Origin of the sequence: Sorangium sp. So ce385 (genome assembly GCF_051474135.1) — a bacterium.
Taxonomy (GTDB): Bacteria; Myxococcota_A; Polyangia; order Polyangiales; family Polyangiaceae; genus Sorangium; species Sorangium cellulosum_D.
The window spans coordinates 7,965,313-7,985,580 of sequence record NZ_CP150337.1 but is presented as its reverse complement, the minus strand read 5'-3'; the positions used below and the strand labels follow the sequence as shown (position 1 = coordinate 7,985,580).

Here is a 20,268-nt window from a genome sequence, read left to right as displayed (position 1 = left end):
CTCAGGCGGCTCGACTGGCCGTAAGCAAGGCGTGAAGATGAAGCCTTCGGGTCGGTGACAGCAGCTCGAAGTACTCAATCCACAAGCGGCTGAGGATGCCGCGGACCAGGATGTCCTTGGCGATGTCCACGATCGTGAGGAGCGAGTGGGCCAGCAGCAGCGGCATCAGCAGCCCCTCCTCGCCGGGCTGCAGCAGGCCGCGCGCGCGGGCGGCTGCCAGGAAGGCGCGCAGGCAGTCGGGCCGCGCCGAGGGCTCCGCCACGCGTCCGGTCGTCTCCGCGGTCCAGGCCAGATCCAGCAGCCGGTCGCCGACGTGCAGGTTGTCGAAGTCCAGGATCGCCAGGACGGCCGGCTGTGCGCCGGGGGCGGACAGCAGGAAATGGTGATAGTGCAGGTCGCCGTGGACGACCGACGGCCTGTCGGGCGGCTCGCCGACCACGGGGATCCCGGCCTGACGCACCAGGGCTCCCGCGGGCATGAGGTCGCGTAACGCGGAGGCCGCCGCGCGCGACCATGCGTCGTCTCGGCGCTCCGCCATCGGCAGGAGCCGTTCCTCGGCGTCCGCCAGAGCGGCAGGCCAGCGTTCCTCCTCGACCATCCGTGGCAGAGGGATGGAGGCCAGGTCCGCCATGACACCGTCAGGCAGCCGGTCCAGGGCGTAGCGCAGATCCAGCCCGGCGCGCGCCACGGCGGCGGCCTGGGCGGGCGTGCTGCGGCGGGCCGCGATGCCCGGACACAGGGGCAGCAGCTCGCACACGAGCCCGTGGCACCAAACGCTGGTGCTGCCGTCCACGGCCGGAACGGCCTCCGGGGCGGGCACGCCGTGGGCCCGGCAGTGTGCCATGACCTTTGCCTTCAGCGGATAGAACTCGGGCCTGCGCGCCGCGTCGCGGTTGAGCTGGACCTTCAGGACATGTCCGGCTCCGCCGGAGCCGATGTGCCACAGGCCGGCTGTGTGGCTGAGTGGCTCGGCGTCTTGCACCGACAGGGGGTTCACCGGCAGATCGGCCCATCGGCTTCCCCAGCATGTCCTGAGCACGGTGCGGACCCACTCCTCGGTGCCGGGGGGAATACGGCCCGCTGCTGGCAGGCCTTCTGTTCGTGTCGTCGCACGGCTCTCCGTCTCGCTGCGCATGACGTCCTTGGGTGGGCTGGTCCGGGGAGGCCTGAATCTGTACGTGTTCTCCCGCGCTCCACGGCCGATCACGTCGATTGCTCTCCTGTCCTCGCGCCAGGTCTATCGATCCACTGCAGCCCGCGTGCCACCCACGGCAGCCCGCGTGCCACGCGGATCCACGCCGTCAACGATGCGCGTGGCCGCTGGTTGTGGCGTAGGGTTGGCGCGGCCGAGCGATGACTTGCGCCATCGAGCAACAGCCGCGCTTCAGGCCGGGGCCCAGGATGTGCACGAGCTCGAGCGGCCGATAGGAGCTTCCTCCTCCGCAAGTCCTTGAGCTCGTATCCACCGCTTGACCTGCTTCTCGCCCGCACGCATGGTGTCTCCGGTGGTCCGGCGCCCACCAACCTCGACGGGCACGGCTCGTGCAGCCAGCGCGGGCGACGGCGCGACCGATCGGCGAGGTGCTGGATCGGGCGGCCGCGCCCGCCCGCGCGGACAGCCGGCGCGAGGGCGTCCACGTCGACGCGCTGACGCGGGCGCTGCTCGACGTGCGCTTCCACGTCGTGGAGCGGGACGGGCGTTGCTGGATCGAGGAGGAGCGAGAGATCGGCGAGGGGGCGCGCACGCTCCTCGGCAAGCCGAGCCCCCATGTCGGGCGCGAGCGGGAGCTGCGCGGCCTGCCCGGCGATGAGCCACGTCGACGACCACACGGCGCCAGAAAGCTTGACAAACTGAACCGGTTTTGTTTTCCTGCGCGCCTACGACGCATCATAGCCCGCGGCCCCGCGCCGCGGCCCTCGACAGCCGTGCCTGACGCCAGCGCGGATCGCCCCGCAGCACCGCAGGGCCGCCTCGATCGCGGAGACCGGTGATCCACGCTCACGGACGCTGGGACCGCGCGGACCAGCTCGTGGGCGACAAGGAGTCATTCATGCGAAAAGCTTTGTTCTTGGGCCTTGGCTCATCGGGTATCCTCGTCCTTCTCCTGATGGGGATCGGGTGCGACTCATCGAGCGATTCCTCCTCCGGCGCGGGGGGCGACGGCGGCTCCGGCGGCCAGAGCGCGACGAGCAGCGGGAGCGGCGCCGGCGGCGCCAGCGCCTCGACCGGCTCCGGCGGCGCGGCGGACGGCGGGGGCGGCGCGGGCACCGGGGGCGACGCGGCGGGCACCGGCGGCTCGGGCGGCAGCGTGACGCCGGCGCCGGCCTGGGACTGGACCGGCATCGTCGGCACGGGACAGAGCCTGTCGGTCGGCGCGGAGGCGAACCCGCCCATCGGGACGCGGCAGCGCTTCGACAACCTCAAGCTGTCCCTCGGGAACGCGAGCGTGCCCCCGTTCGATCCGGAGAGCAGCGCCCTCTCCCTGGTGCCGCTCGTCGAGCCCATCCGCCCCTTCGCGACGACGTACCCGAGCGCTTACCCGAAGAACCTCTACGGCGAGACGCCGCACACGGCGATGGCCGATCAGATCTCGTCGCTGGCGAAGGCCGCGATGATCGGCGACCACGTCACGGTGCACACGGTCGTCGGCGAGAGCGGGCAGCCGATGAGCGTCCTCCGGAAGGGCGCCGCCGAGGTGGTCAGCGGCGACACGACCATGGGCCGCGCCTACGCGGCGACCCTGTTCGAGGCCGAGGCGATCGCGAAGCTCGCCAGCAAGGCCGGCAAGACGTTCGGCGTCGGCGCCATCATCATCACGCACGGCGAGTCCGACGCCGGCAGCCCGACCTACGAGGACGATCTGGTCAAAGTGTGGTCCGACTACAACCACGATATCCCGCCGCTCACCGGGCAGACGCGGAGCATCCCGATGCTGGTGTCCCAGCAGCACTCGGTGCACCTCGAGGTGGGCTCGCGGTCGACGTCGACCCTGGCGCAGTGGCACGTGGGCGTGAGCCACCCGGGAGACATCCTCTGCTCGGGTCCGAAGTACCAGTATCCGTACGCGAACGATCACATCCACCTCAACGCGAATGGGTACCAGCAGCTCGGCGAGAAATACGGCCAGGTCTACTTCGAGAAGGTCGTCCTCGGGAAGGACTGGCAGCCGCTCCAGCCGACGCGGGTCGAGCGCAGCGGCAACGTCGTCACCGTGCGCTTCCACGTCCCGGTGCCGCCGCTCGTCTGGGACACGGCGATGCCGTCTCCCCACCAGAAGGCGCTCACCGAGTGGGCGCAGGGCCGCGGCTTCGAGCTCTGGAGCGGCAACACCCGGATCGAGATCTCCGGCGTCGAGATCGACGGCGATTCGGTCGTGATCACGGCGCGCAACCTCCCCGCTTCCGGCGTGATGGTCGGCTACGCGGCGACGACCGACGGCGAGGCGAACGCCATGCCGGGCGGCACGACGCGCTGGGGTCAGCTGCGCGACTCGGATCCGTTCGTCGGCTCGGTCACGGGCAAGGCCCAGCCGAACTACAGCGTGGCGTTCGAGATGAGCGTCCCCTGAAGGTCGAGATCCGCGTCCCCTGAAGAAGCGCGGCGCCGCGCCAAGGCGAGCCGCTCAGAAGCCGATCCTGTCCGCGGGGGTCCGCGCGCTGGGCGTCGCGGCGGGCCCCGGCTTCGGCGGAGCGGCTCGCCTGGCCGTCACGGGCGCAGGCAAGGCAGGGGACGGCGAGAGAGAGGCGGCCGGGCGCGGGGGCGGCGTCGAGGGCGGAGCGCTGGTCGGTGCTGGCCGGGGCTCCTCTGCGGGTCGCGCGAGCGGCGTGGCCTGGGCAGGCCGCGGCGGCTCGGGCGGCGCCGCCTGGTGCCTGGGCGCGTCGAGCGCGGCCGAGCGTTCGGCGGCGGGCGAGCCCTGCGCCTGGAGGTCACCCTGCTTGAAGAAGACGGTGAGCCCGAGCGCCGCAGCCCCCGCGAGCGCGGCGCCCGCCGCGAGCCGGAACCCGGCGCGGCCTCGTCCGGCGCGCGGACGCGACAGGGCGAGGCCGTGGAACGTCCGCGCCCGGCCACCGCTGTGCGGCGGCCCCGCGCTGTCGGGGACCTGCGTCTGCGCCGCCCATGTTGCCGGCGGGAACGGGGGCGGCCACTGCAGCGGCGCGGCGAGCGCGCCGGCCGCGAGCGTCGGAGCGAGCGCGAGACCGAAGAGCGCCTGATCGAGCGCGCCGGCCATCTCTCTGGCCGACCCGAACCGCGCCGTCGGATCGCGCTGCAGCGCCGTCGTGACCCAGGCGTCGAAGGCGTGCGGCACCTCCCGTCTCATGACGCTGGGGAGCATGAACACGCCGGCGTGAATGGCCACGGAGAGCGCGCCCAGGGTCTCTCCTGCGAACGGCACCCGGCCGGTGACGGCGTAGTACGCGACGACGCCGAGCGCCCACAGATCCGCGCGGAAGTCGACGTGCTTGGCGCTGAGGAGCTGCTCCGGGCTCATGTAAAGCGGCGTCCCGAACGAGCTCCCCGTCGACGTCATGCCCTGATCGCAGCTCACCGGCTGCTTGGCCACGCCGAAGTCCAGCACCTTGACGAAGAGCTCGCCCTCGCCCTCGATGTCGGTGAGGAAGATGTTCTCCGGCTTGATGTCGCGGTGGACGATGCCGAGCAGGTGCGCGCGCCCCAGCGCCCTGGCGACCTGCCTCACGACGCACGCGAGCTCGTGCAGCGACATGGGGCCGAGGCGATGAATACGGCTCTTCAGATCTTCGCCCTCGAGCAGCTCCATGACGATGTACGGCACCCCCGCCTCCGTCACGCCCTGATCGAACACCTGGGCGACATGGGGGCTCTTGAGCTGCGCCGCCGTCATCGCCTCGCGCCGGAAGCGCTCGGCGAACGCGGCGCTCTGCGCGATCCCCGGGGCCATGAACTTCACGGCGACCTGCGACCCGAGGGAGAGGTGGTCGGCTACCCAGACGCTCCCCATCCCCCCTTGTCCGAGCGGCCTCACGAGCCGAAGCTTGGGCGTAACCAGATGTCCGGAGTTCACGAGCCACCCCTCTGCGGGTCACGCGCCGCGTTTGACGATGGTGAACGAGCTCAGGTTAGGACGGCGAGACCGATAGTCAAGTTGTTCAGTTTATCGGCGCGCGCGAGCTGCATTTCGCGTTCGCGAGCCGCTTTTGCTCGAACGTTCGTGTCGCCGCGCGGAACCGCGCGTGCCGTGCGCCGCGGCCGCCCGGTGACCGGCTGCGCCTGAGACATATCGAGGCCTCGCGCGCGGCCATGTGTTCAGACGAGCGGCGCGTGGCATGCGTCGCTCTGGCGCTCCGCGCGGGCCAGCGCCCGGGCGCGGGGGGGGTTCCCCTGTGCGGTCCTGGCGCTTCTCTGCGAACGCTGCCCGAATCCTCTCGACATCATGCGCCCTTGACAAGACAGACCTGTCTGTCTAAAACAGGGGCGTGAGCGACGCCCGGAGCCACATCCTCGAGGTCGCGGAGCGCCTCTTCTACGCGGAGGGGTACCGCGCCGTCGGCGTCGATCGCTTGATCGCCGAGGCGGGCGTCGCCAAGGCCACCTTTTATCGCCACTTCCGGACCAAGGACGAGCTGCTCGTGGCGGTGCTCGACGCCCGCGATGCGCGCTTCCGCGCGTGGCTGGCCGGGCGCGTCGAGGCCCTCGCGAGCGACCCGGTGGACCGGCCGCTCGCGGTCTTCGACGCGCTCTCCGAGCGGTTCGCCGCGAACGACTTCCGCGGGTGCGCGTTCCTCAACACGATGGTCGAGGTCGCGAGCCGGAGCCACCCCGCCCACGAGGCGTCGCAGCGCCACAAGCAGCGGCTCATCGACTATCTCGAGGGGCTCTTGCGCGAGGCCGGCGCGCCGGACGCCGCCGCGCTGGCGCCGCAGCTCCTGCTTCTGATCGACGGCGCGACGGTGACGGCCGTCCGCGAGGGGGGACCGGGCGCGGCCGCGCGCGCGCGTTCCCTCGCCGAGGTGCTCCTCGCCACCGCGCGGCCAGGGAGGCGACGACGATGAACCAGATCCCGTGTGTCCCGAGCATGTCGGTTCCGCATGCCGAGCAGCCCTCTAGCCCTCACCGCGCCGGTGCGCAGCCCCGCCCCGCCCAGCGGTCGGCGCGCCCCCCGCGGACGCCGCCCGCGCGCGCGGCCGCCCTCGCCGCGCCGCTGCTCGCGCTCCTGCTGGCCGCGTGCGCGCCGGCGAACCGCGCCGACGCCAGCGCCCCGCCGGCCGCCGCTTCCGCGGGTGCCGGGCCGTCGGCCGGCGCGCCGGCAGACGCCGAGGCATCGAGCGGGCGCCTCCAGTGGCGCGGCGGTCCGACGGCGATCCTCGAGCGCGACGGGCTCCGGCTCCTCACCGATCCCGTCCTCGGGCCGCGCGGGCCTGCCGCGTTCGTCCTCCCGAAGCACCCGTCGACCGGCGTCGAGAACGCGCCCGTCGCCCGCTACACGGATCCTCCCGCGGAGCCGCTCGGGCGACTCGACGTCATCCTCCTCAGCCACAACCACGCCGACCACTTCGATGCGGTCGCGCGAGAGACCCTCCCGAAGGACGTCACCTTCGTCCTGCCGCCCGACGCGGCCGACGCCGCGCGCGCCGCGGGGTTCACCAGGCTGACGCCGCTCGACTGGGACGGCGAGACGGTCATTCCGACCCGCGCCGGCCGCCTCCGGATCCTCGCCGTCCCGGCGAACCATTCCCACGATGCGGCGCTCGACGCGACGCTCGGAAAGGGCAACGGGTATGTGCTGCGCTGGGAGGGCGCGACGCCGTATTCGATCTACTGGACCGGCGATTCGGTGTTCACCGATCCCATGCGCGCGGTGGCGGCCCGCTTCGCGCCCATCGACCTGTGGCTGCCGCACCTCGGCGCGGTCGGCGTCGACGGCGCGCGCGGGCTCCGCACGATGGACGCCGAGGAAGCCGTCGCGGCCGCAGCGCTCCTCCGCCCGCGCCACGTGATCCCGATCCACCACACCACCTTTGCCCATTACCGCGAGCCGGTCACGGCGTTCGTTCAGCGCGCCGCGACGAAGCGCCTGCCCGCGCACATCCACGTTCCGACCGACGGCGCGTGGATGCCCCTCCCGCGCTGATCCAGCTTCGGCGCGCCCGCGGCGCCGCATCGCATCTCGCCGGGCGGCGAGCGGACTCGACCGCTCGCGCCGCCCGTGCGTCGCGCGTGCGCCGCGCGTGCGCGTGATACGATGAGGCCGTGCGCACGTTGTCTCGCCTCGCGCTCCTCGCCGCCGCGGCGCTCGCGGCCTGTGCCCCTCCTGCGCCGCCGGCGACGCCCCTGTCCGACGCGCCGGCCGCCGAGGAGCCCTGGCCCGGGGCCGCAACGGCGCCGGGCGCCGCGGAGGGCCCCGCGGCCCCGGAGAGCCCGGAGCAGCGGGCGGCGCGCCTGCGCGCGGCGGCGATCCTCGTCGACGGCCACAACGGGATCCCGTCTCCGGTCGTCGGCGGCCGGTTCGACGTCACCAACCTGAGCCGCGAGGCCGCGCGCGCCGATCTCGCCAGGCTCAAGGCGGCCGGCGTCGCCGGCGAGCTCTTTCCGATCCACGTCGGCGCGCTCTCCGTGCAGCAGGCCGGCCTGCGCGGCGGCGCCGCGCGCCGCGCGCTCGATCTCATCGACGGGATCCACCGGCAGATCGAGCGCCACGGCGCCGACCTGGTGCTCGCCAGGAGCGCCAGGGACGTGCGGCGCGCGAAGCGCGAGGGCCGGGTCGCCGCGCTCATGGGCATCGAGGGGGGACACGCCATCGAGAACTCCCTGTCTGCGCTGCGCTCCTTTCATCGCCTCGGCGTCCGCTACATGGCCCTCACGCACCTCAGCACGAACGACTGGGCGGACTCCGCGGGCGGCGCCCTCGAGCCCGCGATCGCGCGCCACCGCGGCCTCTCGCCCTTCGGCGAGGAGGTGGTGCGCGAGATGCAGCGGATCGGCATGCTCGTCGACGTCTCGCACGCGTCCGAGGCCACCTTCCGGGCCGTCCTGCGGGTGGCGAAGGCGCCGATCATCGCCTCTTCCTCGGTCCGCGCAGAGGCCCACCACCGCCGCCGCCTCGGCGACGACCTGCTGCGCGCGCTCGCGACGAACGGCGGTGTCGCCATGGTGGACTTCTGGGCCCTCTTCCTCGACGAGGCGTACGCGGAGCAGGCAGGTCGGTTTCTGCAGAAGCACGGGGCGCGCCTCAAGGAGCTGAGCGAGCGCGCCCCGGGCGACGCGGCGAGCGCCCGCGGCGAGATCGAGAAGCTCAGGGCCCAGGAAGCGCCGATCCAGCTGCCGCCGAGCGCGCGGATCGCCGACCACATCGACGATCTGGTGAAGATCGCCGGGGTCGACCACGTGGCGCTCGGCTCGGATTTCGATGTCGATGGCGCGCTCCCGGGCGGGCTCGCCGGCATCGACGGGCGCTCGATGATGGCGCTGGAGCTCGTCCGGCGGGGCTATTCGGACGAGGACATCCTCAAGCTCCTGGGCGGCAATTTCCTGCGGATCTTCGAGCAGGCCGAGGCCTATGCGGCCTCGACCGAGACGTCGCTCTCCGGCGACGGCAGCACGCGGCAGCTCACCGCGGCGGAGCTGCCCTCCGCGGCGCCGGAGCCGGCCGCCGCGGTGGATCCGAGGCCGCTCTTGCCGCCTCCTGGCCCGTCGCCCCCGGCGCCCGCCGTGGGCCCGAAGGCCGCGAAGCCCGCGAGCCCGCCGGCCCCCCCAGGAGGCATGGACCTCATCATGGCGCGTTGAGCGCATTCAGGGCCCGTGCCGCTGCCGCTCGAGCCAGTTGTCGGGCCAGGGATCCGGGAGAGATTTCAACGCAAAGGCGCAAAACAACAATGTTAATTTTGCGTCTTTGCGGTCTTGGCGCCATTGCGTTGAAATCTCTCTTCTCTCGCGGGGCAGATTCCTGACCCGCGGTATCAGGACGCGCTCCGCTTCCCTCGCGCGCCAGCGCTGCTCGGCTCGTGCCGGGCGGTGGCCTCCGTCTCGAGGCGATGCAGGTGCTGCTCCTCGGCGCGGAGATCCGCGCGCATCGCGGCGACGTTCCTCGGGAGCTGGTCGAGCGGGGCCGGGACCTGATCGTCGGGGCCGAGCCGGCGCAGCCGCTCCTCGGTCTCGTCGAGGTAGGCGCCGGCTCGCCGGTGCGCCGCGCGCGCGGCGGCGAGGAACTGAAAGCGCCACGACGACGAGGACGCGGCGCGCTGGGCGCTGCCGAGCCACGCCTTCATCGCCGTGAGCTGGGCCGCGCCCCCGCGGATCGCCGCGAAGATCGCGTCGAGGTAGTCGGCGCCCGGCGGATCGGAGCTCACGGCCCCGCGCCCCGTGCGCGAGGGCCCGCCGCCGGCGCCGCGCCGTTCGGGCCGGCCATCTCCGGAGGAGCGGGCTCGCTGCGGCCGCGGGGCCGGCAGCCCGCGCCGCGGTCGTGTCGCCGAGGTGCATTCGGGAGGGTCATCGTTCCATCGAGCGTGCGGGCGCTTCCGAGCGCAGAGCAACTCTAACGAGTTCTCCTCGACCGCGCGAGGGTCAAGCCCCGTCGCGGCTCTCGGCGCGCCCGCGGCCCGCGGCGACGATTCCCCGGGACAGCGAGCCCGAGCGGCAGCCGCGTGTGTGGGCTGGAGGAGGAGAGCGGGAGAGCCCCCCGAGCGCGAAAAGGGGTTGCCCGGGACGGGAGATTCGACGATGGTTCGCGCAGGTGCACCGTGAGCCAGGATCCCGCCGCGTCGCGTCCGCCGTTGCCGCCCTTCACCGCCGAGACCGCCGCCCGCAAAGCGCGGCTGGCCGAGGACGCCTGGAACAGCCGGGAGCCCGCGCGCGTGGCTCAGGCGTACACCGTCGATAGCCGCTGGCGAAACCGGGCCGAGTTCTTCCAGGGCAGGGAGGCGATCGAGGCGTTCCTGCACCGCAAGTGGCAGCGGGAGCTGGACTACCGCCTGATCAAGGAGGTCTGGGCGTTCACGGGCGACCGGATCGCGGTGCGCTTCGCCTACGAGTGGCACGACGACAGCGGCAACTGGTACCGGTCCCATGGCAACGAGCAATGGGAGTTCGACGCGCATGGGTTGATGCGGCGGCGCGAGGCGAGCATCAATGACGTGCGCATCGCGGCGGAGGACCGGAAGTTTCACTGGCCGCTCGGACGCCGTCCGGACGATCATCCGGGGCTGACCGAGCTCGGGTTGTAGGGAGGTCCGCCGATGTCCACCTCTCCTGGCAAGCCCGAGATCGCCACGGCGTACGATCGCTGGTCCGCGACGTACGACAACGACCCCAACCGGACCCGCGAGCTCTCGGCCGCGGTCCTCCGGGAGCGGGGCCTGACGCTCGCCGGCCGCGACGTGATCGAGATCGGCTGCGGCACGGGGCTCAACACGCAGTGGCTCGCCGAGCGCGCGGGGAGCGTCCTCGCGCTGGATTTCTCCGAGGGGATGCTGCAGCAGGCGAGGGCGCGCGTGGGCTCCCCCCGCGTCCGGTTCGCGCAGCACGACATCCGCTCTCCCTGGCCGGCCGCGGCCGGCTCGTCCGACGTGGTGATTGCCATGCTCGTGCTGGAGCACATCGAGCACGTCGACGCGATCTTCGCCGAGGCCGCGCGCGCCCTGCGGGCCGGCGGCGAGCTCTTCCTGTGCGAGCTGCACCCCATGCGGCAGATGCGCGGAGGTCAGGCCAACTTCGTCAACCGGGAGACGGGCGAGGCCGAGCGGGTGCCCGCGTTCCTGCACGACGTCTCCGAGTACGTGAATGCGGGCCTGTCGTCCGGGTACGAGCTCGTCCACCTGGGCGAGTGGCGCGACGCAGAGGCCGCCAGGAACGACCCGCCTCGGCTCCTGTCCGTGCACCTCCGGCTCCGGGCGACATCTCCGTCCTGAGCGAACTCAACCCCTCGGGCTCGCGTTCACTGCATTGCGAGCTCGCGTCGGCGTCTGCCACGCCAAGAGCGCGAAAAGCTGGGAGGTGTGATCTGAAGCACCGTCGCTGAGCGCTGGAATGCATCCTGAGGTTCTGGCATGCTCGGCGTGTTTCATCAGACCACTCGAGGGAGATTGCGATGAAGCTCTATTACAACCCGCGGAGCCGCGCGGCGATCACCAGGTGGATGCTGGACGAGTGCGGCGCCACGTACGACCTCGTGCCCATCGACTTCGAGAAGCGGGAGCACAAGGCGCCGGAGTTCTTGAAGATCAACCCGGCTGGCAAGCTGCCTGCGCTGGTGGACGGCGACGCCAAGCTCTTCGAGAACGCGGCGATCTGTCTGTATCTGGCGGACAAGTTCCCGGAGGCCCGTCTGGCGCCCCCCATCGGCTCGCCGCAGCGGGGGCGTTATCTGTCGCTGATGGTCTACTCGACCTCGCAGCTCGAGCCGGCGATGGGCGATTTCCTGATGAAGGTCGAGACGACGCCGCAGCGGGGGTGGACGAATTTCGAGACGGCCATGGACGTCGTCGAGGGCGAGCTCGGGGACGGGCCGTACCTGTTCGGCGACTGGTTCACCGCGGCGGACGTGATGATCGGCTCGATGTTCATCTGGAAGCGCCTGTGGGGCGGGCCGCCGGGGCGGCCCAGGCTGGAGGCCTACGTGGACCGCTTGATGGCGCGTCCGCACATGAAGATCTTCAAGTAGGCCGCTCGCCCGTCGCCGTCCTCGCGGCCGCCGCTCTCGCAGCGCGGCGCCTCCTCACGCCCGGATCTCGGCCACCGTCTTCCCGCCGCGGGTCTTCGCCTCTTCCCGCCGCGTCCTCTCCACGCGAGCTCGCGTCACCGGGCGCTCGCGGCGCTGTCGCCGGCCTCGACCCGCGCATCCCGTGTGGACAGCGCCGCGGCGGTCGTCGTTCGGGTGACGCGGGTCGGGTCGTGGGTCTACGATGCGCGCCATGGAGCCACCGTCGCGCCGGCGCCGCCGCGCGCTCGCGTCCTCGTTCCTCGTGACCGTGGCCGGCGGTGCGGCCGCCTGCGGATCGGCCCAGCCGCCGCCCCCTCCGCCGGAGGAGATGGTCAATCCGCCGCGCCCGGACCTCCCTCAGACGGGCGCGGCCGCTCCCGATGCGCCCCAGGACGGCGTAGCGACGGCGGCCCAGGACACGCACGCGTCGGAGACACCGCAGGACGCCGGGGCGATGGCGGCGCAGGGCGAGGCCGGGGCGCCCCAGGACGCCGCCGGGGCGACGGCGCCCCAGGATGCCGGGGCGATGGCGGCGCAGGTCGAGGACGGGCCGCTCCCGCCGCCCGCGGAAGGGGGAAGGGTGGTCCGATTCCCGGACGGCTCGTGCAGGCAGTTCTTCCCCAGCCCCTGCCCGCGTCCTCGGCCCTCGCGCGACGGAGGCCCTCCCGTGGTCATCATGTGCAACCCGCCGCCGCCCCAGCGGGTCGCGTGCCCGCCGGAAGGCGGCCAGCGCTGACCGCGTGGCCGCCCCGGGTGTGGACGTGACGGCTCGCGTCGATCCCGCGCTCCTCGCGCGCGCGCTCGCGCTGTACCGGGCCGATCCGGCCAGCTGCCGGTTCCTCGGAGGCTTCGAGAGCCAGGTCTTCGAGGCGCGGGGCCCGGGCGGCGCGCTCGTCCTGAAGCTCGGGGATCCCGAGCACCGGTCGCCGGATGCGGTCGAGGCCGAGTGCGAGTGGCTGGAGTTCCTGACGGCGCGGGGCGTCCGCGCCGCGCCGGCGATCCGGGCGGCCGACGGCCGCTATGCGGCGCTCCTCGGCGATCCCGGCGAGGCCGTCTGCGCGCGCGCGTACGCGAAGGCGCCGGGCGCGCCGCTGTCGGCCGGCGACCTGACGCCGGGCGTGGCGACCGCCTGGGGGCGCCTCCTGGGCCGACTGCACGCCGCGACCCGGGCGTACGTCCCGCCATCGGCGCGGCGGCGCCACGCGTGGCATGAAGACGGCGACTTCGCCAGGGCGCGGGAGCTCTTGCCCGAGGACGAGCGCGAGCCGATCGGCGGCCGGCTCGAGCGGCTCGTCGCGGAGCTCCGGGCCTTGCCGACGGACCCGGATGCCTTCGGTCTGGTGCACACGGACGCGCACTTCGGGAACGTGCTCAAGGACGGCGACGCGCTCACGCTGATCGATTTCGACGACTGCGCGTACGAGTGGTTCGCGAGCGATCTCGGGATCGTCCTCTTCTACGCCGCCATCGATCCGCTCGGCCCCGGCCGTCCGATCGAGCTCCTCCGGAGGTTTCGCGACCGGTTCCTCGACGGATATGCCCGGGAAAACGCGCTCTCCGCGCGGTGGCTCGCGGAGATCGATCGGTTCATGAAGCTGCGCGAGCTCGTGCTCTACACGGCGATCCGCCGGGTCGGCCGGCGCGAGGCGCTGGACGCCTGGTGCCGCGCCTACGTGGAGCGCCACAGATCGCGCATCCTCGGCGATCGGCCAGTGTGGTCGGAGGCTGGCTGAGCGAGCCAGCACGGGTGGACGGCCCCTGGCAGCGACGAATACCGCGGGTCAGAAATCCCACCAGAGATCTGCCGCGCGAGCGAAGAAAATTTTAACGAAAAGACGCAAAGACGCAAAATTGCAAAAAATCAAAAGTTCATGAGACCTTTTCTTTTTTTTTTGCGCCTCTGCGCCTTTGCGCCTTTGCGTTTAATTCTCTCTCCGGACCCTTGATGGGCGGACCTAGCCGCCCTGTCGCTCCCGCTCCCCGCCCGCCGCCCCCCGTGGGGCGAGCAGCGGGTGCAGCTCGGCGATCCCGAGCCGCGCGCGCCCGGCGAACTCGTACGCATCGTCGGTCGCGGCGATGTGCTGCGTCGCCGCGTGCATGTCGCGGAAGCAGCGCTGCAGCGGGCTCGCCGCGTACAGCGCGCTCCCGCCGCCGGCGCGGTAGGCGAAGCCCGCGACCTCCGCGGCGACCTCGGTCACGTACGTCTGCACGAGCCGGATCTCCGCCCAGTCCTCGATCGCGAGCCCCTCGCCCGCGCGCGCCCGGTCCCACATCCGCCCGAGCGCGTCGAACGCGTACGCGCGCGCCGCGGCGAGCTTCGCCTCCGCGCGCCCGAGGTCCATGTGGAAGGCCGCGTGGCTGCCCAGCGCGAGCTGCGGCCACGCCTTGATGCGCCGCGGGGCCACCGCGGCGATCTCGTCGAGCGCGCGCCGCCCGACGCCGAGCGCGAAGCCGACGTGGCCGGCCGCGAGCAGGGCGAGGAGGGGGATCGCATACAGCGCGCCGCCGCGCCGCCGCGGGGCGCCCGGGAAGGCGCACGTCAGCGCCTCGGGCACGAACGCGCCCTCGATCCGGTAATGATCGCTCCCGGTGCCGCGCAAGCCGGCGACGTCCCACGTGTCCTCGATCGCCACCTGCTCGATCGGGACCGCGAGGCTGAGCATCTCGGGCGGCCCCGCCGGAGGCGCCCCGCCTTCCGGCGCCACGATCGCGCTGGTGAACACCCAGCGCGCGTGCCGCACGCCGCTGCCAAACGCCCAGCGGCCCTCGAGCACATACCCCCCGGAGACCCGCCGCGCGAGCCCGCTCGGGACCTGCAGCCCCGCGAAGGTGGGGAACGGCCCCGCGAACACCTGCCGCGCCCCCTCGTCGGGCAAGCTGCCCCCGGCGAGGGCGGCGAGCAGCGCGCTGATCATCAGCGACCACCCCGCCGACGTGTCCGCGCGCGCCATCGCCTCGAAGACCTCCAGCTGCGTCAGCGGATCGCTCTCCGCGCCGCCGACCGCGCGCGGCGCCGCCGTCGCGAAGAGGCCGCTCGACCGCAGCGCGTCCACGACCGCGGGCGCGAGCGTGCGCAGCCGCTCGGACGCCTCGGCGTGGGCGACGGCGACGCCGCGGACGCGCTCCACGGCGGCGAGGAGGCGTTCGCGCTCGGGGGATCGACGGGGCTCGGACATACGGGGGCTCCTTTCCTGGACGGGGTGCGATGGACGGGACGTGCCGCGCGCCGGCCCCTCCGGGCCGTCCGCGCGCCCGATGATGACAGTGACAACATCCGGAAAGTTTCCGCCGTCTACATTTTCTTCGAGGCCGCCTCGCGGGCCCTCCGGCCGCCGGTCTTCGTGGTATCGTGCCCCTGCGCTGTGGCTCCCCCCGCAAGGCGCCGCCGTCCGCGCGCGCGCACCCCCCCTGCACCGGCATCGCGCTCCGCCGAGCGGCCCTACCACCATGGCGACCTCCGGCGCGCGGTGCTGGAGGAGGCGCTCGCCCTCATCGAGGAGCAGGGGAACGCGAGCTTCACGCTGCGCGAGGTCGCGCGGCGGATCGGCGTCTCGCACGCCGCGCCGTACCGCCACTTCGCGGACAAGCGCGCCCTGATGACGGAGCTCGCCGTGCAGGCGAGCACGGGGCTCGCCGCGCAGATCTCGGCCGCCCTCGAGCAGGCCGGGGGCGAGCTCCGGGCGCGCTTCCTGGCCGCCGGCTACGCCTATGTCCGCTTCGCGCTGGAGCACCCGGCGCCCTTCCACGTGATGTACTCCAGCGAGGTGGACGCCGAGGACCCGCGGGTGGCGGCGGCCACGTCGCGGAGCCTCGGCCTGCTCCTCGGGTTCATCGAGGAGGCGCAGCGCGCCGGGGCGTTCCCGCCCGGCGATCCGATGGCGCTGGCGGTCCCGATCTGGGCGATGCACCACGGCCTCGCGACCCTCGCGGCGTCGGGGGCGCTGTCCAAGGCCGGTCCGGCGGAGCTCCGGCGCGTGGTCGACGACGCCCACGCGCGCCTGCTCGACGGGTTGCTGCTCGCCGCGCCGGGGCCGTCGCGCGCCTGACCCGCCCCGGGGTACGCTCCCGCCCCTCGTGCGTACCGCCGCGATCGCTCTGCCCGCCCTCCTCGTCGCCCTGTCACCCGCCGCCGCCGCTGCCGAGCCGTCTCCCGAGCTCGCGTACCGGCCGGAGGTCGATCTGCCCATCGCCGTCGTCGGCGGCGCCGCGTGGGTCGCCTCCGAGCTCGCGAAGAAGGGCCTCGCCCCCGCTCCGTGCCGCTGGTGCGCGGCGAACGCGCTCGACACGTCGGTCCGCGACGCGCTCGTGTGGAGGGGCAACCCGAACACCGCCCATGATCTCAGCAATGTGGCGGTCCTCGCCGTCGCGCCCGCGGCCGCGCTGGGCCTCACCGCGCTCGCCGCGTGGTACGACGGGCGCTCCGAGAACATCGCCGCCGACCTCGTGATCGTCACCGAAGCGACGGTGGTGGCGATGAACCTGAACCAGGTCACCAAGTACATCGTCGGCCGCGAGCGGCCCTATTCCCATTTCGACAACCCGGATGTGCTCCGCCCCGGTGAGGGCCTCTCCGGCCCCCTCCCGAACGACGACAACCTCTCGTTCTTCTCCGGCCACGCCACGGCCACGTTCGCCCTCGCCGCCGCGAGCGGCACCGTGGCGTCGATGCGCGGCTATCGCGCGGCGCCGTGGGTATGGGCGAACGGAATGGCGATCGCCGCGCTGTCCGGCTACCTGCGCATCGCCGGCGACCGCCATTATTTCTCCGATGTGCTCACGGGCGCCGTCTTCGGCTCCGCCGCCGGCGTGCTGATTCCGGTTCTGTTTCACGGGCCGCGCCGAGGCGTTGCCGGTCCCGACACGCACGGTTTCCGCATCTCGCTCGCACCCGCGAGGGGCGGCGTCGGCGCGGGCGTCGCTGGCACGTTTTAAGCACGTTTACGTGCATGCCTTGAGCCAGAGGCGCTCAATGGGCCGATCGACGCCATCGACAAGGGATCGCGCTGCTTTCCGACGATCGATGTAAGCAGAGTTGACAATCCCAACTTCAATTTTACACTACGACCGTCAGCCATGGATGCTGGCGCTCCAGCCGGAGTCGCTGGAGCGCGAACCGAACACGTCGACCACGCCGTGCCGCCACCGCGGCATCGGCGACGGCGAGCTGCGGCCGGGAATGGGCATGCGCGATCGAGCGCGCCCGTGTCCGCGGAGATCCGCCAGCTCGGCCCATGAAGGAGTCCGGCGACATGCACGTCGTTCATCATTCGTCACGCCATCGATGGATCGCGGGGGGCCTCGCCGCCGCGTTCCCCGTCCTCCTCGCAGGCTGCAGCGATCAAGCGCTCGGAGCGACCGTGCCCGGCGCCGAGCCGCCGCCTCGGGCCGCCGCGCCCGGGAAGCTGGCCCCGAGGGGCGCGGGCCAGCGCGGGGCCGCGCCCCGGCCGGCCGCGTCGGGAGCGGCCCTGCTGGAGCGCGACGAGCTGCTCCGGGAGGCCGGGCGGCTCGCCGAGATCAGGGCGGCGCTCGCGCGGTCGCCGGAGGCGCCGCTCGCCCTGCTCGACGCGCACCGGGCCGAGTTCCCGGACGGCCGGCTCGCGGCGGAGCGGGAGCTCGTCGCGATCGACGCGCTGCTGCGCAGCGGGCGCGCGGGCGGCGCGCGCGACCGCGCCGAGGCGTTCCTCGCGCAGTTCCCGTCGAGCCCCCACGCGGGCCGGGTGCGCCGCCTGATCGACGCGCCCTGACACGATCGCGGGGCGCCGCGCGGCGCCCCGCGAAGCCCGATCGACGCCGAAGACGGCCCGCGGGCGCGAACGAGGCCCGGCCCGGGCCCTCTCCCGCGGGCGCTCAGCTCGCGGGCGTCGGCTCGGAGTCGGGCGGCGACATCCCGTCGACCACCACCGGATCGCTCTGCTCGGTCAGGTGCGGCTTGCCCCACATGTCGATGAAATGGCCTGACCGCTTCGCCTTGGTCTCCAGATAAAAGCGGTTGTGATCGTTCGGCGGGATCACGTGCGGGATGCGCCCGGTCACGGACACCCCGTATTGCTTGAGCTGCTGGACCTTGTTCGGGTTGTTCGTGATGAGCTCGACCGATCTCACGTTCAGGCTGTGCAGCATGTGCGCCGCCACCGCGTAGTCGCGCTCGTCGTCGCGGAAGCCGAGGGCCAGGTTCGCCTCGACCGTGTCGAGCCCCTGGTCCTGCAGCGCATACGCGCGGATCTTGTTGATGAGCCCGATGCCGCGCCCCTCCTGACGCAGATAGAGCAGGATGCCCCGCTCCATGCTCTTGATCTTCTTCAGCCCTTCGAGGAGCTGATCGCGGCAGTCGCAGCGCAGCGAGCCCATGACGTCGCCGGTCAGGCACTCGGAGTGCAGCCGCGTCGGCACGTTCGAGGCGCCGACGACGTCGCCGTGCACCATCGCGATGTGCTCCTTGGCGTCGCGGTTGTTCCAGAAGGCGACGATGCGGAAATGCCCGGCGCGCGTCGGCAGCTCGGCGACGCCCACGACCCGCACGCAGACGTTCGCCTGCCCATACCCATCGCAGTCGTGCTCTCGGTCGCGGGTGACGAGCTCCAGCAGCGGATTCATCGGTTCGGTCATGTCCTGCCTCCGCGAGGGGCCGCCTCGCGCGCCGAGCGGTGATGGGGTAAAGGCGCGCAACTCTTACCAGAACACGCCGGGCAGGCAACGCCCCGCCGCCGCGCGGGGCCGCGGGGAGGCGCTCGTTCAGAGGTCCTGCGGGTGTCGGGGGTCGAAGGTCGACGCCGCGAGAGGCTCGCGCGCGCCTGGCGGCGCCGGCCTCCACGCCGGTGGAGGCTCCCGCCGCCACGCGGCCCGGGCCGGGCGGCGGCCGGGGCCGCTCAGGCGCCGGCGGGCTGCCGGTGGGCCGGGGCGGCCGCCGCGACCGCGGGCGCGGAGGCCGACCTCCCCGCGCGCAGCACGCGCAGGATCAGGCCCGGATCCAGGAGCGCCTCGGGCCCGTCGAGCATGTGCATCGCCCGCACGAACCGCACGTAGACCTCGCGATCGACCTGCGCGGCGCGGTGCAGCATGCCGGTGTACAAGCGCAGGATCGGCTGGAGCAGCGGCCGCCGGCCCTCGGTCTCGGGGTAGGCGAGGTCCTCGCCGGTGGACATCTGCCACGGCAGATCGACCGCCTTCGCCGCGGCCGCGTGGTAGCGGCGCGCGAGCCCCGCGATCGCGCCCGGGCCCGCGCGGCGGCGCTGCTCCGCGAGCGCGGCGTCGAGCGCGAGCGCCTGGAGGCAGGCCGACGTCATCCCCTGCCCGTAAACGGGGTTGAAGCTCGCGAGCGCGTCGCCCAGCACGGCGAACCCCTCGGGCATCCGCGCCATGCGCTCGTAGTGCCGCCGGAGGTGCGCCGGGAACTTGTACGTGGCGACGTCCGTCAGCGGCTCGGCCGTGAGCAGCGCCCGGTAGACCGCGTCGTTCGGCAGGCCCCGCGCGAACTCCAGGAAGCCGTCGGGATCGGCGGGCGGGTGATCGCCGAACAGGCCCGCGAGCACCACGATCCAGCGCCCGCCCTCGACCGGCGCGACGCAGCCGAAGCGCCGGCTGTCGGACGGCGAGCCGAGGACGTACAGCGCCGTCCACGGGAGCTCGGCCGGATTGCGCGGCCGGTACTGCCGTCCGGCGTAGCCCACCCGGACCTGGATGGCCGACTCGTCGGGCCGCCCGTAGCCGAGCGCCTCGAGCCACGCCGGCGCGCGCGAGCCGCGGCCGCTGGCGTCCACCACGAGGTCCGCCGGCAGCTCCTCGACGCCGCCCGGCGCGCCGCGCCGCCGGACCACGACGCCGGTGATCCGGGAGCGGTCGCGCGAGGCCGAGAGCTCGATCACCTCGCGCTGGTCCAGGCGCCGCACCCTGGGCAGCGCGAACGTGCGGCGGCGCACGTGCGCCTCGAGCAGCGGCCGGGTCATGCTCACCGTCTGCACGCCGGTCTCGAAGCGCGGCTTCCACGCGCCGAGGTGGTGCCAGGCGAGGCCGACCCCGAAGTCGTACGCGACCGCGCCGTCCCGGATCAGGTCCTCGGTGAACCCGGGGAAGAGGTCGTTCAGGATGCGCTCTCCCCGGGCGAGCAGGCCGTGGAGGTGGCGGGCCTGCGGCGCGCCCTTGCGGGCCTCGCGGAGGTCGTCGGGGATGCCGTCGCGCTCGATGACGTCCACCTCGTCGAAATGGTCGGCGAGCACGCGGGCTGCGACCAGGCCCGCGATGCTCCCACCGATCACCACGGCCCTGCGGCCGGCGAACGGGTGATTGGAGCGGGTATTCTGCTGGGGGCAAGGCTTCATGCGCCGCCGGGATTGCAATCCGCGGGCCGCTCGCGACGAAGGCAGGGCGGACGCAACCCCCGCTCGCCGGCGCGTCGATCGGCGCGCGCCGCGCGAGCTGGGCAGTTCGCGCGCAACCGCGCGCCGCCGGGCGCGGCCGCGTCACCGAGCGACAGCGCAACGGAGCGACTGCGCGCCGCCGCGTCACCGAGCGACGGAGCGACGGAGCGACCGCGCCGCCGGGCGTATGCGCAACACCGCAATCCGATGCGCTCCGTCGAGACGAGAGGGTCGAGGATTCC

Annotated in this window: 19 protein-coding genes; 13 read left to right on the top strand and 6 right to left on the bottom strand. The window is 73.1% G+C overall.

Annotated features, from left to right (window positions below):
• Window position 1: 1 nt before the first annotated feature.
• Window positions 2-1,135 carry a phosphotransferase gene (locus WME83_RS29060; RefSeq protein ID WP_437312953.1) on the bottom strand — a complete coding sequence of 378 codons (1,134 nt, stop codon included), beginning with the start codon at window positions 1,133-1,135 and terminating at the stop codon, window positions 2-4.
• Window positions 1,136-1,581: 446 nt separating this feature from the next.
• Between WME83_RS29060 and WME83_RS29055 the strand changes: the two genes are divergently transcribed.
• Window positions 1,582-1,992 (top strand): hypothetical protein, encoded by a 411-nt coding sequence (locus WME83_RS29055; RefSeq protein WP_437312952.1) that lies wholly within the window; start codon window positions 1,582-1,584, stop codon window positions 1,990-1,992.
• Window positions 1,993-2,051: 59 nt separating this feature from the next.
• Window positions 2,052-3,569, top strand: a complete 1,518-nt coding sequence (locus WME83_RS29050) for a dockerin (RefSeq protein WP_437312951.1) — start codon at window positions 2,052-2,054, stop codon at window positions 3,567-3,569.
• A 54-nt stretch (window positions 3,570-3,623) separates the two neighbouring features.
• On the opposite strand, the gene WME83_RS29045 is transcribed toward WME83_RS29050, so the two are convergent.
• Window positions 3,624-5,003, bottom strand: coding sequence for a serine/threonine-protein kinase (locus WME83_RS29045; protein WP_437312950.1), 1,380 nt, complete (start codon window positions 5,001-5,003; stop codon window positions 3,624-3,626).
• A 451-nt stretch (window positions 5,004-5,454) separates the two neighbouring features.
• On the opposite strand from WME83_RS29045, the gene WME83_RS29040 reads away from it, so the two are divergent.
• From WME83_RS29040 to WME83_RS29030, 3 genes are all read left to right on the top strand, one after another.
• Complete coding sequence (locus WME83_RS29040; protein ID WP_437312949.1) at window positions 5,455-6,030, top strand: TetR/AcrR family transcriptional regulator; 576 nt, start codon at window positions 5,455-5,457, stop codon at window positions 6,028-6,030.
• Window positions 6,027-7,109: an MBL fold metallo-hydrolase gene (locus WME83_RS29035; RefSeq protein ID WP_437312948.1), complete on the top strand. Its 1,083-nt coding sequence runs from the start codon at window positions 6,027-6,029 to the stop codon at window positions 7,107-7,109. Before WME83_RS29040 ends, WME83_RS29035 begins: the two co-directional genes overlap by 4 nt.
• A gap of 119 nt (window positions 7,110-7,228) precedes the next feature.
• Window positions 7,229-8,761, top strand: coding sequence for a dipeptidase (locus tag WME83_RS29030; RefSeq protein WP_437312947.1), 1,533 nt, complete (start codon window positions 7,229-7,231; stop codon window positions 8,759-8,761).
• Window positions 8,762-8,934: 173 nt separating this feature from the next.
• On the opposite strand, the gene WME83_RS29025 is transcribed toward WME83_RS29030, so the two are convergent.
• Complete coding sequence (locus WME83_RS29025; protein WP_437312946.1) at window positions 8,935-9,324, bottom strand: hypothetical protein; 390 nt, start codon at window positions 9,322-9,324, stop codon at window positions 8,935-8,937.
• Window positions 9,325-9,714: 390 nt separating this feature from the next.
• Here WME83_RS29025 and WME83_RS29020 point away from each other — a divergent pair, with 390 nt between their 5' ends.
• The 5 genes from WME83_RS29020 to WME83_RS29000 all read left to right on the top strand — a co-directional run bounded on the left by WME83_RS29020 (window position 9,715) and on the right by WME83_RS29000 (window position 13,405).
• Window positions 9,715-10,197 carry a DUF1348 family protein gene (locus WME83_RS29020; RefSeq protein WP_437312945.1) on the top strand — a complete coding sequence of 161 codons (483 nt, stop codon included), beginning with the start codon at window positions 9,715-9,717 and terminating at the stop codon, window positions 10,195-10,197.
• A gap of 12 nt (window positions 10,198-10,209) precedes the next feature.
• A complete protein-coding gene (locus WME83_RS29015) occupies window positions 10,210-10,881 on the top strand; it encodes a class I SAM-dependent methyltransferase (protein ID WP_437312944.1) in 672 nt (223 codons plus the stop codon).
• 179 nt (window positions 10,882-11,060) lie between these two features.
• Window positions 11,061-11,633 (top strand): glutathione S-transferase family protein, encoded by a 573-nt coding sequence (locus WME83_RS29010; protein ID WP_437312943.1) that lies wholly within the window; start codon window positions 11,061-11,063, stop codon window positions 11,631-11,633.
• Window positions 11,634-11,883: 250 nt separating this feature from the next.
• Entirely contained in the window at window positions 11,884-12,408 is a 525-nt protein-coding gene (locus tag WME83_RS29005) for a hypothetical protein (protein ID WP_437312942.1), read from the top strand.
• A 25-nt stretch (window positions 12,409-12,433) separates the two neighbouring features.
• Complete coding sequence (locus tag WME83_RS29000; RefSeq protein ID WP_437312941.1) at window positions 12,434-13,405, top strand: phosphotransferase enzyme family protein; 972 nt, start codon at window positions 12,434-12,436, stop codon at window positions 13,403-13,405.
• 222 nt (window positions 13,406-13,627) lie between these two features.
• Here WME83_RS29000 and WME83_RS28995 read toward each other — a convergent pair whose 3' ends face one another.
• A complete protein-coding gene (locus tag WME83_RS28995; protein ID WP_437312940.1) occupies window positions 13,628-14,848 on the bottom strand; it encodes an acyl-CoA dehydrogenase family protein in 1,221 nt (406 codons plus the stop codon).
• A 291-nt stretch (window positions 14,849-15,139) separates the two neighbouring features.
• On the opposite strand from WME83_RS28995, the gene WME83_RS28990 reads away from it, so the two are divergent.
• From WME83_RS28990 to WME83_RS28980, 3 genes are all read left to right on the top strand, one after another.
• Window positions 15,140-15,718, top strand: coding sequence for a TetR/AcrR family transcriptional regulator (locus WME83_RS28990; RefSeq protein WP_437312939.1), 579 nt, complete (start codon window positions 15,140-15,142; stop codon window positions 15,716-15,718).
• A gap of 28 nt (window positions 15,719-15,746) precedes the next feature.
• Entirely contained in the window at window positions 15,747-16,604 is an 858-nt protein-coding gene (locus tag WME83_RS28985; protein ID WP_437312938.1) for a phosphatase PAP2 family protein, read from the top strand.
• A gap of 317 nt (window positions 16,605-16,921) precedes the next feature.
• A complete protein-coding gene (locus WME83_RS28980; RefSeq protein ID WP_437312937.1) occupies window positions 16,922-17,416 on the top strand; it encodes a hypothetical protein in 495 nt (164 codons plus the stop codon).
• A 103-nt stretch (window positions 17,417-17,519) separates the two neighbouring features.
• Here the strand turns inward: WME83_RS28980 and ribA are convergent, their stop codons facing one another.
• Window positions 17,520-18,278, bottom strand: a complete 759-nt coding sequence (gene ribA, locus WME83_RS28975; RefSeq protein WP_437312936.1) for a GTP cyclohydrolase II — start codon at window positions 18,276-18,278, stop codon at window positions 17,520-17,522.
• Window positions 18,279-18,538: 260 nt separating this feature from the next.
• Window positions 18,539-19,987 carry an FAD-dependent oxidoreductase gene (locus tag WME83_RS28970; RefSeq protein WP_437312935.1) on the bottom strand — a complete coding sequence of 483 codons (1,449 nt, stop codon included), beginning with the start codon at window positions 19,985-19,987 and terminating at the stop codon, window positions 18,539-18,541.
• Between the last annotated feature and the right edge of the window lie 281 nt (window positions 19,988-20,268).